Raw genomic sequence first — 13,258 nt, 5'->3', positions numbered from 1 at the left:
CGTTACAGCATTAGAGCAGGCCGAAACCGGCCAGCGCGGACCTGACTTCTTGCAGCGTGGGCGGCTTGCCGGCCGTGCCGAGATTGACGACGTTCGGCGACCAGTAGCCGCCGGTGCGCCATGCGGTGGCGAAATTGTACAACTCGACCGTCGGCCGCTTCAGCGCCGCCGCAATGTGAACCAGACCTGTGTCAACGCCGACTGTCGCGGCGGCGCCTTCGATCAGGCCGACCACCGCCGGCAACGGGAGCCTGGGCGGCACGATCGCCGCGCCGCCGAATTCCTTCGCCAGCCGCTCGCTGGTGAGGCGCTCTTCGTCGCTGCCCCACGGCAGCACGATCGACGCGCCGCGCCGCACCAAAGACTGACCGAGTTCGATCCACGCGGCGTCGGGCCATTGCTTGTCGGCGCGCGAGGTAGCGTGGACGAACACCACGTACGGCACCGGCAGGTTCAGATTCGCCTCCGACAAAGCCAGCGCCGCGCGCCCGGTATCGATGCCGAAATCGATTTCGTCAGTAGGTTGCGGCTGCGGGTCGTTCAGCGCCGCGGCCACCAGTTGGCGCGTGCGTTCGACCACATGGGTGCGCGGCTCGATCGGCACGCGCTTGTCGTAGAAGAAACGCACCGGCCATTCGAAGCCCGCGCCGTCGGTGCGGTTCGCGAGGCCGACCAGCGGTCCGCGCGCCATGCGCGCGACCCACGCGGTCTTGATGAGCCCCTGGCAGTCGATCACGAGATCGTAGTGCTCGGCGGCGAGCGCACGCCGGAATGCGCCGATCTCGCGCCAGTTGTCGAGCGCCAGGAGCCGCTTGCGCCAGCGCCGTAGCGACACGGGAATCGCCCGGTGCACACCGGTCACGAGCTGCACGAGCCCTACGAAGCTTTCTTCGACGAGCCAGTCGATCTGCGCTTGCGGATGGCGGCGGCGGATGTCGGCGATGACCGGCATGTTGTGAACGACGTCGCCCAATGACGACACCCTCACGATCAGTATCTTTTGCACGCTCAAGAGTGGGAAAACCGGCTATCCGGCCCGAAGATGCGTTGAAAGAGCCCCCGAACCTGTCGCTTCGCGCCAGGCCCCCGAGGGGGAATGACAAAACTTCGGACGGCCCGGCGTTTTCTCACGAGGACCGCAATTTTAGCGCGTCGCATGTCAATGGCATGAAAAAACGCGGCGCGGTAAGTGAAACCCGCGCCGCGTTCGGCGGCAGCCTCGGGCGGTTCAACTCGAACCGCCCGCAGCTTTTCGTCGCTCAAACCGTCAGAACGGCAGTTTGGCGTCAGCCTTCTCCGCGAGGATCACGCGGCGGAAGTCTTCCTGGATGCGCTTGAGCGCTTCGTCGTTATCGGCCTCGAAACGCATCACGACCACCGGCGTGGTGTTCGACGAACGCGCCAGACCGAAACCGTCCGGATATTCGACGCGCAGGCCGTCGATCTTCACGACGTCGTCCGCGCCGGTGAACTTCGCGTTCTGCTGCAAACGCGCGATCAGCTCGAAGTTTTCGCCTTCTTCGAGCTTCAGTTGCAGCTCCGGCGTGGAATGCGAGTTCGGCAACGAGTTCAGCAGCTTGCTCGGATCGGACACGCGCGTGAGGATTTCCAGAAGACGCGCGCCCGTGTACAGGCCGTCGTCGAAACCGTACCAGCGGTCCTTGAAGAACACGTGGCCGCTCATTTCGCCTGCCAGCGGCGCGCCGGTTTCGCGCAGCTTCGCCTTCACGAGCGAGTGGCCGGTCTTCCACATGAGCGGCTCGCCGCCCTTGTCCTTCACCCACTTGGCCAGATTGCGCGTGCACTTCACGTCGTAAATGATCTGCGCGCCCTTGTTGCGCGACAGCACTTCTTCGGCGAACAGCATCAGCTGGCGATCCGGATAAATGATCTGGCCGTCTTTGGTGACCACGCCGAGACGGTCGCCGTCGCCGTCGAATGCGAAACCGATTTCAGCGTCGGTTTCCTTCAGCGCGCGGATCACGTCCTGGAGATTCTCGGGGTGCGCCGGGTCCGGGTGGTGATTCGGGAAGTTGCCGTCGATCTCGGTGAACAGTTCGATCAGTTCGCAGCCGAGCTTCCTGAAGAGCTTCGGCGCGAGGCCGCCGGCCACGCCATTGCCGGTGTCGACCACGATCTTGATCGGGCGCGCGAGCTTGACGTCGCTCGCGATGCGATCGAGATACGTATCGGCGATGTCGTACTCGGCGTACGTGCCGCTGCCGGTGGCGAAGTTATCGTCGACGATGCGCTGATGCAGCGCGAGAATCTGCTCGCCATAAATCGCCGCGCCGCGCAGCACCATCTTGAAGCCGTTGTAGTCCGGCGGATTGTGGCTGCCCGTCACGACGATGCAGGAGTCGACGCGGCGCTCGCCGCCGTCGAGCTGCAACGGCACGCTGGCCGCGAAGTAACCCACCGGCGTGGGCACCATGCCGACGTTGACCACGTCGACGCCTGCCGCGCGCAAGCCGTCCGACAGCGCCTGGATCAGTTCGGGACCGGACAGGCGGCCGTCGCGCGCGACCACCACGGCATCGCCGCCTTGCGCCCGCACTTCGCTGCCGAATGCACGGCCGATCGAACGGGCGGCATCGGCATCGAGCGTCTTGCCGATCACACCGCGAATGTCATACGCCTTGAAGATAGATTTGGAGATCATGTTGGCTCACTTGCGTGCAATGGAAAATTTTGACCGACGCTTCGCTGATTGATCGGTAAATTGGTCACTTATCTAGTCGATAAGCTGGCCATTAACCGATCGGTACAACCTCGCGATGCGCCCTTGCCGGAAGCGATCCGGTTCCAACTTATAATTGCGCTTTTCGGACTTACCCTAATAGACGCCCATTCTAATGCTTAGACGCCCTGCTTTTGTAAAGTTGCCGCGACTGTCGGCCAGGTGGGCAATGACGCGCGCTGTCGCCGCGCGGCTTGCAACGCTTGCGCCGCTCGCTCGATTCGCGCAACCGGAAAGGCGAGCGGCAAGCGGATGCTGACGCTCAAACGCTTCGCCAATCCCGACGTCACGCGCGCCTTCACCAATATCGTCTGGCTCGGGCTGGAGCGGCTCACGCAGATCGGCGTGGCGATCCTGATCAGCGGCATGCTGGCGCGCTACTTCGGGCCGGACACCTTCGGCAAATGGCAGTACGCGAACACGCTGCTGCTGGTGCTGTCGCCGATCACCTGGGTGTGCGGTGCGGAAATTCTGGTTCCCACCATCGTCGGCCGGCCGCCGGTACAACTCGGCACCGTGCTCGGCAGTGCCTTCGCGCTGCGCTTTGCCGTATCGGTCGCGGCGCTGCTGCTGACGTGGCTCGGCATCGCGCTGCACGTCTTCGAACCGCTGGTCGGCGCCATGCTCGCCGGCCTCGCGGTCACCATGCTGTTTCGCGAGCCGTTCGTCGGCGTGATCAATGCGTGGCTGCAAAGCATGACGTACAGCAAGCCGCAGTTGCTCACCAGCATGAGCACCGCGGTGCTGAAAGCGGGCTTCGTCTATCTGCTGGTGCGCGCCACGGCGACGCCCGCGCGCTTCGGCTGGCTGTGGGCGATCGAATCCGCGGCGATCGGCGCCGTGCTGCTGATCTATTACGTTCGCCGGCATGGCGGCACGCTCGGCTGGCGCTTCGACCGTTCGCTGTTTCGCCACTTCGCGAGCGCGGGCACGGTGTTCTGGCTTGGCCTGATCTGTATGTATCTGTTCCTGAAACTGGACCGGCTGATGCTCGAACGCGCGATCTCCTTCGCCGACCTCGGACGTTATTCGGCCGCGCAGCAGTTGAACGAAAACTGGATCACGCTCGCGCTGATGCTCGCGCAGACGATTGCGCCCGCCTTTGTCTATCGCGTGCAGGACGCCGCGCAACTGCGCCGCAATATGTGGCGGCTCACTGCGATGACCGCCGCGTTGATGGTGAGCGGCGCGCTCGTGCTCGATCTGCTGGCGGGGTTCATCATCCGCCACGTGTTCGGGCCGGACTATGAAGGCGCGATCGGGATTTTCCGCTGGGCCGTGTGGCTTTCCGTGCCAGCGGGGATCGAAGCGATCGGCAATCTGATCGTGCTGAAATATCAGGCCAAGTTCGTGTTGCTGTCGAAGTGGCTGCTCGCGCTGGCCGTTGCGTTCGTCGTCAATCTGCTGGCGATTCCGCGGCTTGGCGCTTACGGCGCGCTGGTGGGCCTCGCGGCCGGCTATCTGGCGGCTGCGTCGGTCAATCTCTACTACATCCGCTTCAAATTGCGCCCATGACGAATTCATCCGCCGCCGCGCAGATTTCCCTCGACGACGTCGCTGTTCTGCTGCCCGCGTACAACGGCCAGGCCGACGTCGATCTCACGCTGGCCTCGTTCAGCGAAAGCGCGCGGGTCCACGTATTGATCGTCGACGACGGCAGCACGCCGCCGATCGCCGCGCCGGCGATCGCCAATCTGCATATCGAAGTGCTGCGCATGCCGGAGAACGGCGGCATCGAGCGCGCGCTGCAAACCGGCATCGACGCCCTTGCGCAGCGCGGTTTCCGCTACGCCGCGCGCATCGACGCGGGCGACCGCAGCGTGCCGCAACGGCTCGCCAAACAGCGCGTGTTCATGGAGTTGCATCCGCAAGTGGCCGGCCTCGGCATGTGGACGCAGGTGGTCACGCGTGAGGGAAAACCGCTCTTCATGCTGACGCCGCCCGCCGAACCGAACGAGATCCGGCGTCTGCGCTTCTTCCGCTCATGCCTCGCCCATCCTTCGATGATGCTGCGCATCGACGCCGTCCGCGCAGTCGGCAACTATCGCGCGGCGTATCCTTCCGCCGAAGACCTCGATCTGTTTGTGCGCCTGATGGAACGCTACGACTGTGCGAATCTGCCGGAGCTCGGGCTCTATTACGAGCTGAACGAAGGCGGCATCAGCGCGACCAAACGGCGCCGTCAGGTCAGCTCGACACTGCGGCTGCAACTGCGCTATTTCAACGTCACCAATTTATACGACTGGCTGGGTCTCGCTAAAAATCTGCTGCATCTCGTCACGCCTTACCGCGCATTGCAGCGGGTCAAACGCACGTTGCTCGCGCCGCGTGCGAGCCATTGATTCCGTTACTCCGTCATTCACCGTCGAGCCCGTTCCCGCATGAAGCCTGCCTTGAAATCGACGCCCGCGCTGCGCATTACACTCGTCTGTAACACCGCCTGGGCAATCTATACGTATCGGCAAGGGCTGATTCGCATGCTGGTCGGACGCGGTGTCGACGTGACGGTACTCGCGCCGCACGACCGCACGTTCGCGCTGCTCACAGCGATGGGGTGCCGCTGCATCGAATTGCCGGTGGCGTCCAAAGGCACCAATCCGCGTGACGACCTGCGCACACTTTTGTCGTTGTATCGTTTGTATAGAAGCATTCGCCCGCACGTTGTGTTCCACTACACGATCAAGCCGAACATATATGGCTCGGTCGCCGCGAAACTGGCGGGCGTGCAGTCGGTGGCGGTGACGACAGGGCTCGGTTACGTGTTCATCCAGCAGAGCCGAGCCGCGCAAATCGCCAAAAAACTGTACCGTTTCGCCTTCCGCTTCCCGCGCGAAGTCTGGTTTCTGAATCGCGACGACCAGGCCGCATTTGTCGAGCAGAATTTGTTGGTGCATCCTGAGCGTGCGCGTCTGCTGCATGGCGAAGGCGTCGATCTTGAACAGTTCACCTTCACGCCCCTACGCGAGCGGGCCGAATTCAAGTTTGTGCTGATCGGGCGGCTCCTGTGGGACAAGGGTGTGGGCGAATATGTCGAAGCCGCGCGACGGTTGCGTGAACGTTATCCTCAGGCGCGGTTCCAATTGCTCGGTCCGGTTGGCGTCGACAACCCCAGCGCGATCACACGCGAAGAGGTGGCCGCGTGGGAACAAGAAGGCATCATCGAGTATCTTGGCGAGGCGCACGACGTGCGGCCTTTCATCGCCGATGCGGACTGCATCGTATTGCCGTCGTATCGCGAAGGCGTGCCGCGCACGCTGATGGAAGCCTCGGCGATGGGCCGGCCGATTGTGACGACGGATGTACCTGGCTGCCGTGAAGTGGTGGAGGACGGCGTCAATGGATTGCTGTGCGAAGTGCGCAATGCGCAGAGTCTCGCGGCGAAGCTGGCACAGATGCTCGACATGAGCGGCGCCGAGCGCCGCGCAATGGCAGAACGCGGCCGACAGAAAGTCGCAGAAGAATTCGACGAACGCGTGGTCGTCGATACATATAAAGACCTGGTGCAGAAAATGACGGGCGTCTTACTTTAACGGAGCAACAGCATGACCACGAAGGGCACGATTCTGGTAACGGGCGGCGCAGGCTTTATCGGCTCGCACACCTGTGTCGAACTGCTGAACGGTGGTTTCGACGTCGTGGTAATCGACAATCTCGTGAACAGCAATCGCGAATCGCTGCGGCGCGTGGAGCAGATCACCGGCAAGGCCGTGAGCTTCTACGAAGCCGATGCACGCGATGAAGCGGCGCTCAACCGTATTTTCGACGCACACCCGATCACCGGCGCGATTCACTTCGCTGCGTTGAAGGCGGTGGGCGAATCGGTCGCCAAGCCGATCGAGTACTACAGCAACAACGTCGGCAGTTTGCTGACACTGCTCGGCGTGATGCGCGATCGCAACGTGAAGCAGTTCGTGTTCAGTTCATCGGCAACAGTGTATGGCGTGCCGAAGAGTTCGCCGATCGACGAATCGTTTCCGCTTTCCGCAACCAATCCTTATGGGCAGTCGAAGCTGATTGCCGAGCAGGTTCTGCGCGATCTGGAAGTGGCCGATCCTTCGTGGCGGATCGCGACGCTGCGCTATTTCAATCCGGTCGGCGCGCATGAGAGCGGCTTGATCGGCGAAGATCCCGCTGGCATTCCTAACAATCTGATGCCGTATGTGGCGCAGGTTGCTGTCGGCAAGCTCGAGAAGCTGCGGGTGTTTGGTGGCGACTATGAGACGCCTGACGGCACCGGGGTGCGTGACTATATTCACGTGGTGGACCTGGCGCGCGGACACCTGGCGGCACTCGATGCGCTGGTCGAACGCGATGCGAGTTTCGTGGTGAATCTCGGGACCGGCCAAGGGTATAGCGTGATCGACGTCGTCAAGGCGTTCGAAAAGGCAGCCGGACGCCCGGTGCCTTACGAGATCGTGGCTCGTCGGCCAGGCGATGTGGCTTCGTGCTTTGCCGATCCGGCTGCGGCCGAGCGGATCATCGGCTGGCGTGCGGAGTTCGGCATCGAGCGGATGTGTGCGGATCACTGGCGGTGGCAGTCGACGAATCCGAAGGGGTTTGCTTGAGTTGATTGACGGTTGGCGGCGGAGTCAGAGAATCGCCAGGCAGGGATTTCCCCGCCGCCAACTGCACCTCAAGGAACAGCGCCATCAAGTGGGTCGGCACGCTCTCCGGCGGCGCGCAGCAGATGCTGGCAATTTTTCGCCCCGCTGATCGAGCTTCCTGGGGCATACCGGTATGCGTCCATATGCGAGTCATCGTTGATTCGAGCGCTCATGCTGTTGGGACGGCATTCAAAGTGCCCAGGCGCGCAGATATCCATGTGCAATTTTGAGCCCCAATGACACGTTTGACGCGCACGGTAATATACCCATCTCCAACTACAACAACTCTTGGACCCCGGGAGTCAGACCATGCAGATCCATCCAGTGATTCTTTGCGGCGGAAGCGGTACCCGGCTATGGCCGATGTCACGCGGAGGATACCCCAAGCAGTATCTCAGGTTGACCGGCGAAAACACGCTGGTTCAGCAAACCGCATTGCGCCTGCGAGCTATCGGTAACGTGGCTGCTCCAATTGTCGTTACGAACAATGAACAGCGCTTTCTGGTCGCCGAACAGTTGCGGCAGGTAGATATTGCGGCGGCATCGATCGTACTGGAGCCTGTCAGCCGTAACACCGCGCCTGCCATTGCAGTGGCCGCGCTGGCAGCGATGCGAGAGTCCCCGGATGCCCTCCTGCTCGTTCTGCCATCGGATCATGTGATCACCGGCGAGACGGCGTTCGTCAAGGCAGCCGAAGCTGCGGCACAGATCGCCAAAGACGGTTATCTGGTTACCTTCGGTATTGCGCCAACCGAGCCACACACTGGCTATGGCTACATCTGTACAGGTGCGAAGCTCGACGGGGACATCCATGCGTTCGCGGTGGACGCTTTCGTCGAAAAGCCGGACGAGGCCACGGCGCAACGTTTCCTGCGCGAAGGCGGCTACTTGTGGAACAGCGGCATGTTCATGCTGCAAGCTTCTACCTTCATGGAGGAACTGCGCCTTCACGCGCCAGAAATCGCCGCGCAGGCAGAACTTGCACTCGATGGAGCGCAGCAGGACAACGACTTCACTCGTCTCGACGCTCGCGCCTTTGCCTCGTGCCCGAACGTATCGGTCGACCACGCCGTGATGGAGAAAACGAAACGCGCCGCGGTCATTGCCGTAACGGACCTTGGCTGGAACGATATAGGCTCGTGGACAGCGCTTGCCGACATTACAGAACGCGATGTTCAAGGCAATTCGCTTCTCGGCGACGTCCTTACCGAAGCTATGACCAACTCATATGTGCGGGCAGAGCATCGACTGGTGGCCGCCATCGGTCTCGACAATGTCGTCATCGTCGAAACCGCTGACGCCGTACTGGTCGCCCATCGGGACCAGGTGCAGGACGTCAGGAAAATCGTTGCCCAGTTAAATGCGACAGGTCGTCACGAGTCAGTCACGCATCGTCGTGTGGTACGCCCCTGGGGCTCATACGAAGGCATCGACAGTGGCGACCGCTTCCAGGTCAAGCGCATCGTTGTCCGCCCTGGCGCGCAGTTGAGCCTGCAGATGCATCATCACCGTGCCGAGCACTGGATCGTCGTAAAGGGCACAGCACTCGTTACGAACGGTGACAAAGAGCTCATCGTGACAGAAAACCAATCGACCTATATTCCACTTGGAATCACGCACCGCCTGAAGAACCCGGGCAAGATCCCGCTCGAGTTAATCGAAGTGCAATCCGGCGCCTATCTCGGCGAAGATGACATTGTGCGATTCGAGGATACGTATGGGCGTGCGGAGAAGGCATAGCGCTCGTAAGAGCAAGGCGAGGTTGGCGCACATTCTCGTCTTGGCCCGAAGGCTAGGGCCAAGGCAACTTCCTTTCAGTCTGCTCGACGGCTGAGCGCGCGACGCACCGGGTCGTCGCGACGCTGGGGATGGCCGGGCGCGTGATGACGCAGTGGCAATCCGGTGAGGAGAGTATGTCCACAGATCAGGTGGCTTGAAGAGGTGACGCGTTGTGCGGCAGCGATGCACGACTGCGGTTGCGGGAACCCAGCAACGCTGCCTCACCGCCGGCCACGGTTGATGCATTGCCGTCAAGCCGAAATACCGCCACCGCATCACGCAACGCCACCGCGTGCTCTTCCAGAGATTTTGCCGCCGCAGCCGCCTCTTCGACGAGCGCAGCGTTGTGCTGCGTGACTTCGTCAATCTGTGAGACCGCCTTGTTGACCTGTTCGATACCGTCGCTCTGTTCGAGCGCGGACGCTTCGATCTCGTTCATCACGCCCGTAACGCGCTGGACCGCGCCCATGGCCTCCTGAATCGTCTTCTGTGCGTCGGACACGAGCGATGCGCCCTGCTCCACCTTGAAGGCCGATTCGCCGATCAGCGCCTTGATTTCCTTCGCCGCGGCGCCTGAACGCTGCGCGAGGCTGCGCACTTCCGAGGCGACCCACGGCGAAAAAGCGACCAGACAATCCGAGCCTGTATGGCATTCAGCGTAACAATGTTGGTCTGAAACACGGTGCCCTCGGATGATGCCAATGATTTCGACCTCCTTACGCGGCAAGGCAGTGATGCCGCCCATCGTCTCCGTCTGGGGGGCACCACTCGCTGCCGCGCGCGACTGCTTCGAGTGCCTTGCGCAAGACGACTCGCGACTCGGCCCATTCGTACTTACGACTCTAACTCGCGCGAGTTCGCCTGAACGCGCGTTCGGTGCTCAATTCCCGCCTCAGGTCGGGTGTCGGCGTGTTTGAGTATCGCTTCGGAGATCACTCGCACTGGCAGCCTGCCCACGCCTCGGAGGCCAAACTGCTGTTGCCGCGTGCGTAGATGCCGGTACAGCTCGCCGCACTCGAGCAAGGCACTCGGCAATGCTGGGTCAATCCGCGCTGCTTCGTTAGAAAAGACGCCCAACCCTTCGACCGTCCACAACCGGGGGGGCAACAAGGAGCGCACGAAACTTACCTTGGCAGCGTTTTGCTTGAGCGGCGAGGTACGTACGAAGCACTGGCCGTCGGGCATGGCAAGCCGCAGCGTATCATCGCGGTCACCGCGCGTGACGACGCCGCTCCAGTGCTTGGTCTCGATCACGAAAATGCCAAACGGCGTGACAACCAGGTGATCAATCTCGGCGGTCGGAAACGCAGCGCCAGGTCTATGGATCAAGATCAGACTGTCGAATATCTGATAATTGTTGTCACACAGCCGGGTCAAACACCGGCGCAATTCGGTAGAAACAAGCGCTTCACCCAGTACACCGCGCGCAGCCGCTGACGATCGCGGTTGCGCCAGCTCGCTGGTCGTCGGCGAAGGCTCGTCTTCGCGACGAAAACACGCATAGGCGCACACGAGCGTGGCGCCAACTCCGAAAAGTTCGATGAGCATAACGATCTCCTTGTAGTAAGACGTAAGACCAGCTTATTGCTCGCGCCGCCAAGTCAAGGTCACCTGTCTCGTCCCACCGTTACAGAATCGCCGATCGTCCCCAGTGGCCCGCTTTGCCTCCAGGTCCTTCCAGAACCTATCCAAAATTCCCCTTGCAGCCAGCGGATTCCTGTCCCCCGTTACTTGTCTCAATTCGTTGGTCGGCGCGCTACGCGACGCCTCCAAACCGGTGAGCGATAGTGTTTGGGTTCGCTATTGGCATACGCTGTCAATCTTCGATGAAAGGCCAGCCCGGAGACGTCTATCGGCGTCGCGGTGGCTCGCCTGTTGCGCCTTGCAGCCTCAAATGCGACGCTCCGCGTCTCGCGAGATACGTCGGGGGGCATTTCTGCGCGTGGGGTTGCCATAGCCTCGCAGGTCATCGGTGGCCCCTCCCTGGTGTTAAGGCAAGCCGTAACTTCCAGGAATTGTCGAAGCAAGGCTCTCAGATGTGTGCATCCGCTGATCGGCCGGCCGCTGGTTGTTCGAATGCGTCGGGCGGCAGATAGGCCTATTCACGCAGGTTGAACGACAAACCTTCGATATGGCCGGTGCCCGAAATATTTCATTTTTTTCTCCTCCTGTCGGCGACGGCATCGTTGATAGCAATAGCCGGCAAGCCTCTGCTAAGGGCCATGGGTGTCAGCGTCACGAAGTTCGTATCAGGCAGGTAGAGATTTGACTATTCGTTGCTATTTGCAAGTCGTGAGAGATTCCGTCCGCAATCACGTACGGTAACGGGGTACCCCTCAGCCTACTTTGCAGGCGTCCCCGGCGCAGTCCTATCGACCGACACCTACACTCGGGGATTCACTACTGCAGCCCTTGGGCGGCGTTGCCGATCGCCTCAATACGTGCGCGCGATGGTCCGCCAACGCGGCTGGTCGAGTACCAGTGTGTATGAGAATGGCATCGGAAATGATCCGATTTCGCGACCGTCAACTTCCTTTGCCTGCGAACTGCTGCTGCCACAGGTACCCGGAAGGTTCCACGCTCAAACAACCTTGCTTGCAAATTCTGCTTCTCGTGGCGAGCGAACGCTCAAGAGCCCCCGGTTGCGGCAAACGATGGCAGCAACGTACTTTTGATGCGCTCTACTTCGTCGGTAAGTTGCGCTCGAGCCGTTACTGATCGGCATTAACGAGCGCTTGCGTGTCGTCGGTGTCGCCATCCGCGTCAACGCCTGCCCGTATTTCATTTCAATCACGAAAACGCCGAATGACGTGATTGCAGGATGATCCATTCCTGCGGTCGAAAAAACCGGCACCGGGTGCGTGGACCAGGATGACGGCATTGAGCTACACAGTAACCGCTACCGTACAGAGGGCTCGGGCTCCAATGTAGCGCTACCGAGACCACCGTTTCACCGCAGTCGCGTTACGCAAAGGGCGTGCGCGGCCGTAGCGCCGGGCGGTGGGGACGCGACACCCTGGATGTCGCGCCGGGCTTCATGCGCGCAGACATAGGCGCAGGGCGGTATAGCCACCAGGTCAAACCGTTTCTTCAGCATGCTGGTTCCGCCCATGACCAAGATGGAAACGGCCTATTAGCGCCTGTCCGGAGTCCGCAGTCAGTTCAGTATCGTGAGCCCCGGAATGGCCTCATCGCGTGCGCGACCACCGGTCAGCGCATGGCACACCGCGCCCGTCGTGGTACCGAGCGCGCGGGCCGCCTTCCGCAAGTTGCCGCGATGCTCTGTAAGCGCGGCCATTACTATGGCCTCCGTGAGCACCGGAATCGCGAGCAGCGCGCCGTCGTGTACCAGCGCCCTGCTAGGCGCTCGCGTATGTGGCGACCGCGGCTCGGCTTCTCGTGGGAACACGCTTAGGATTGGAAGCAACGCGCGCTTGTTGGTCCACACGACGAATTCACGCCAGTGCCTCAGTCTATCGGCGACTGCTTGTTCTGGCAGGCCTTCGGACGACCAGCAGGCCCTCAGATAGTGCAGATGCTTGCCCTTCAGGTTCCACGGGGTTTCGGGCGCGAAGCCGCCCGCGCGCAGAACCCGAAACCCTTCAAGCAGAACGGCAATTCTCCGACATTGCGCTTCGGCCGGAACCGCGTAACGGCGGCCTGTTCGCGCATCTAGCGAAGAGTCAATTCTATTTCTGACGAGCTTGCGGAACTCCCGCTTGAATACGTTGGGCAGGCTGCTGCATGTGATCACATATCGGTAGTCGTAGACGGCTTGCATGCTGGTTTCCCTTGAATGAGAAATTGGGCGGTCAACGCCGCGAAAGGCGCCGACCCACGTTGAGCGGCGCGCGCAGGATGCGGCGCCACCCGAGTAGGTTGTGTGCGCTGTTTATCAGGCCGCGCGCGCCGTTCACTATGGATATGGCAGGCCGTCGCACGATGCCGACGGCCTGCAAAACAGAGCACAGTTGACCGCAAGAGATCCGCCGATCCTTAAGGGGACTGTGGCGGGATGTAGTGGTCTAATTTCCTCGGACAGGTCGATAGGAGGACAATCCGGAATCGACGAGGAAAAACAATAGATGACAAGAAGGCGCCGACAATTTGACGCCAGCTTCAAGCTGGAAGTGGT

The 13,258-nt window shown here is 61.4% G+C and carries 10 protein-coding genes and 1 pseudogene; 5 read left to right on the top strand and 6 right to left on the bottom strand.

From position 1 onward, the window contains the following. Positions 1–10: 10 nt before the first annotated feature. Both waaC and DLM46_RS28355 read right to left on the bottom strand, forming a co-directional pair. The gene (gene waaC, locus DLM46_RS28360; protein WP_115105923.1) at positions 11–1,012 is read right to left on the bottom strand and encodes a lipopolysaccharide heptosyltransferase I; all 1,002 of its coding nucleotides are present in this window, start codon (positions 1,010–1,012) and stop codon (positions 11–13) included. A gap of 255 nt (positions 1,013–1,267) precedes the next feature. Further along, positions 1,268–2,662 (bottom strand): phosphomannomutase/phosphoglucomutase, encoded by a 1,395-nt coding sequence (locus DLM46_RS28355; RefSeq protein ID WP_115105921.1) that lies wholly within the window; start codon positions 2,660–2,662, stop codon positions 1,268–1,270. A gap of 330 nt (positions 2,663–2,992) precedes the next feature. Here DLM46_RS28355 and DLM46_RS28350 point away from each other — a divergent pair, with 330 nt between their 5' ends. The 5 genes from DLM46_RS28350 to DLM46_RS28330 all read left to right on the top strand — a co-directional run bounded on the left by DLM46_RS28350 (position 2,993) and on the right by DLM46_RS28330 (position 9,084). Then, entirely contained in the window at positions 2,993–4,255 is a 1,263-nt protein-coding gene (locus DLM46_RS28350) for an oligosaccharide flippase family protein (protein WP_115106188.1), read from the top strand. Further along, positions 4,252–5,082 carry a glycosyltransferase gene (locus DLM46_RS28345; protein ID WP_115105919.1) on the top strand — a complete coding sequence of 277 codons (831 nt, stop codon included), beginning with the start codon at positions 4,252–4,254 and terminating at the stop codon, positions 5,080–5,082. Before DLM46_RS28350 ends, DLM46_RS28345 begins: the two co-directional genes overlap by 4 nt. Positions 5,083–5,121: 39 nt before the next feature. After that, entirely contained in the window at positions 5,122–6,270 is a 1,149-nt protein-coding gene (locus DLM46_RS28340) for a glycosyltransferase family 4 protein (RefSeq protein ID WP_115105917.1), read from the top strand. A gap of 12 nt (positions 6,271–6,282) precedes the next feature. Continuing rightward, complete coding sequence (gene galE / locus DLM46_RS28335; RefSeq protein WP_115105915.1) at positions 6,283–7,305, top strand: UDP-glucose 4-epimerase GalE; 1,023 nt, start codon at positions 6,283–6,285, stop codon at positions 7,303–7,305. A 348-nt stretch (positions 7,306–7,653) separates the two neighbouring features. Further along, positions 7,654–9,084, top strand: a complete 1,431-nt coding sequence (locus DLM46_RS28330) for a mannose-1-phosphate guanylyltransferase/mannose-6-phosphate isomerase (RefSeq protein WP_115105912.1) — start codon at positions 7,654–7,656, stop codon at positions 9,082–9,084. A gap of 184 nt (positions 9,085–9,268) precedes the next feature. Here DLM46_RS28330 and DLM46_RS28325 read toward each other — a convergent pair. From DLM46_RS28325 to DLM46_RS28315, 4 genes and pseudogenes are all read right to left on the bottom strand, one after another. Further along, a pseudogene (locus DLM46_RS28325) lies at positions 9,269–9,877 on the bottom strand (methyl-accepting chemotaxis protein); the annotation flags it as partial. Positions 9,878–9,957: 80 nt separating this feature from the next. Beyond that, positions 9,958–10,671 (bottom strand): nuclease-related domain-containing protein, encoded by a 714-nt coding sequence (locus tag DLM46_RS28320; protein WP_115105910.1) that lies wholly within the window; start codon positions 10,669–10,671, stop codon positions 9,958–9,960. A 1,033-nt stretch (positions 10,672–11,704) separates the two neighbouring features. After that, positions 11,705–11,953, bottom strand: coding sequence for a hypothetical protein (locus DLM46_RS39165; RefSeq protein WP_133300388.1), 249 nt, complete (start codon positions 11,951–11,953; stop codon positions 11,705–11,707). Positions 11,954–12,280: 327 nt separating this feature from the next. Further along, entirely contained in the window at positions 12,281–12,904 is a 624-nt protein-coding gene (locus tag DLM46_RS28315; RefSeq protein ID WP_115105908.1) for a hypothetical protein, read from the bottom strand. Positions 12,905–13,258 lie beyond the last annotated feature (354 nt).

Source organism: Paraburkholderia lacunae (assembly GCF_003353175.1).
Classification (GTDB): Bacteria; Pseudomonadota; Gammaproteobacteria; order Burkholderiales; family Burkholderiaceae; genus Paraburkholderia; species Paraburkholderia lacunae.
The sequence above is the reverse complement of the archived record's forward strand: the minus strand, read 5'-3'. Positions and strand labels throughout refer to the sequence as shown.

Excerpts from the sequence above, each read along its gene's own strand:
- DLM46_RS28355 (WP_115105921.1), bottom strand. The coding sequence starts at position 2,662 with ATGATCTCCAAATCTATCTTCAAGGCGTATGACATTCGCGGTGTGATC.
- DLM46_RS28315 (WP_115105908.1), bottom strand. The coding sequence starts at position 12,904 with ATGCAAGCCGTCTACGACTACCGATATGTGATCACATGCAGCAGCCTG.
- galE (WP_115105915.1), top strand. The coding sequence starts at position 6,283 with ATGACCACGAAGGGCACGATTCTGGTAACGGGCGGCGCAGGCTTTATC.
- DLM46_RS28350 (WP_115106188.1), top strand. The coding sequence starts at position 2,993 with ATGCTGACGCTCAAACGCTTCGCCAATCCCGACGTCACGCGCGCCTTC.
- DLM46_RS28320 (WP_115105910.1), bottom strand. The coding sequence starts at position 10,671 with ATGCTCATCGAACTTTTCGGAGTTGGCGCCACGCTCGTGTGCGCCTAT.
- DLM46_RS39165 (WP_133300388.1), bottom strand. The coding sequence starts at position 11,953 with ATGGATCATCCTGCAATCACGTCATTCGGCGTTTTCGTGATTGAAATG.
- DLM46_RS28330 (WP_115105912.1), top strand. The coding sequence starts at position 7,654 with ATGCAGATCCATCCAGTGATTCTTTGCGGCGGAAGCGGTACCCGGCTA.
- DLM46_RS28345 (WP_115105919.1), top strand. The coding sequence starts at position 4,252 with ATGACGAATTCATCCGCCGCCGCGCAGATTTCCCTCGACGACGTCGCT.
- DLM46_RS28340 (WP_115105917.1), top strand. The coding sequence starts at position 5,122 with ATGAAGCCTGCCTTGAAATCGACGCCCGCGCTGCGCATTACACTCGTC.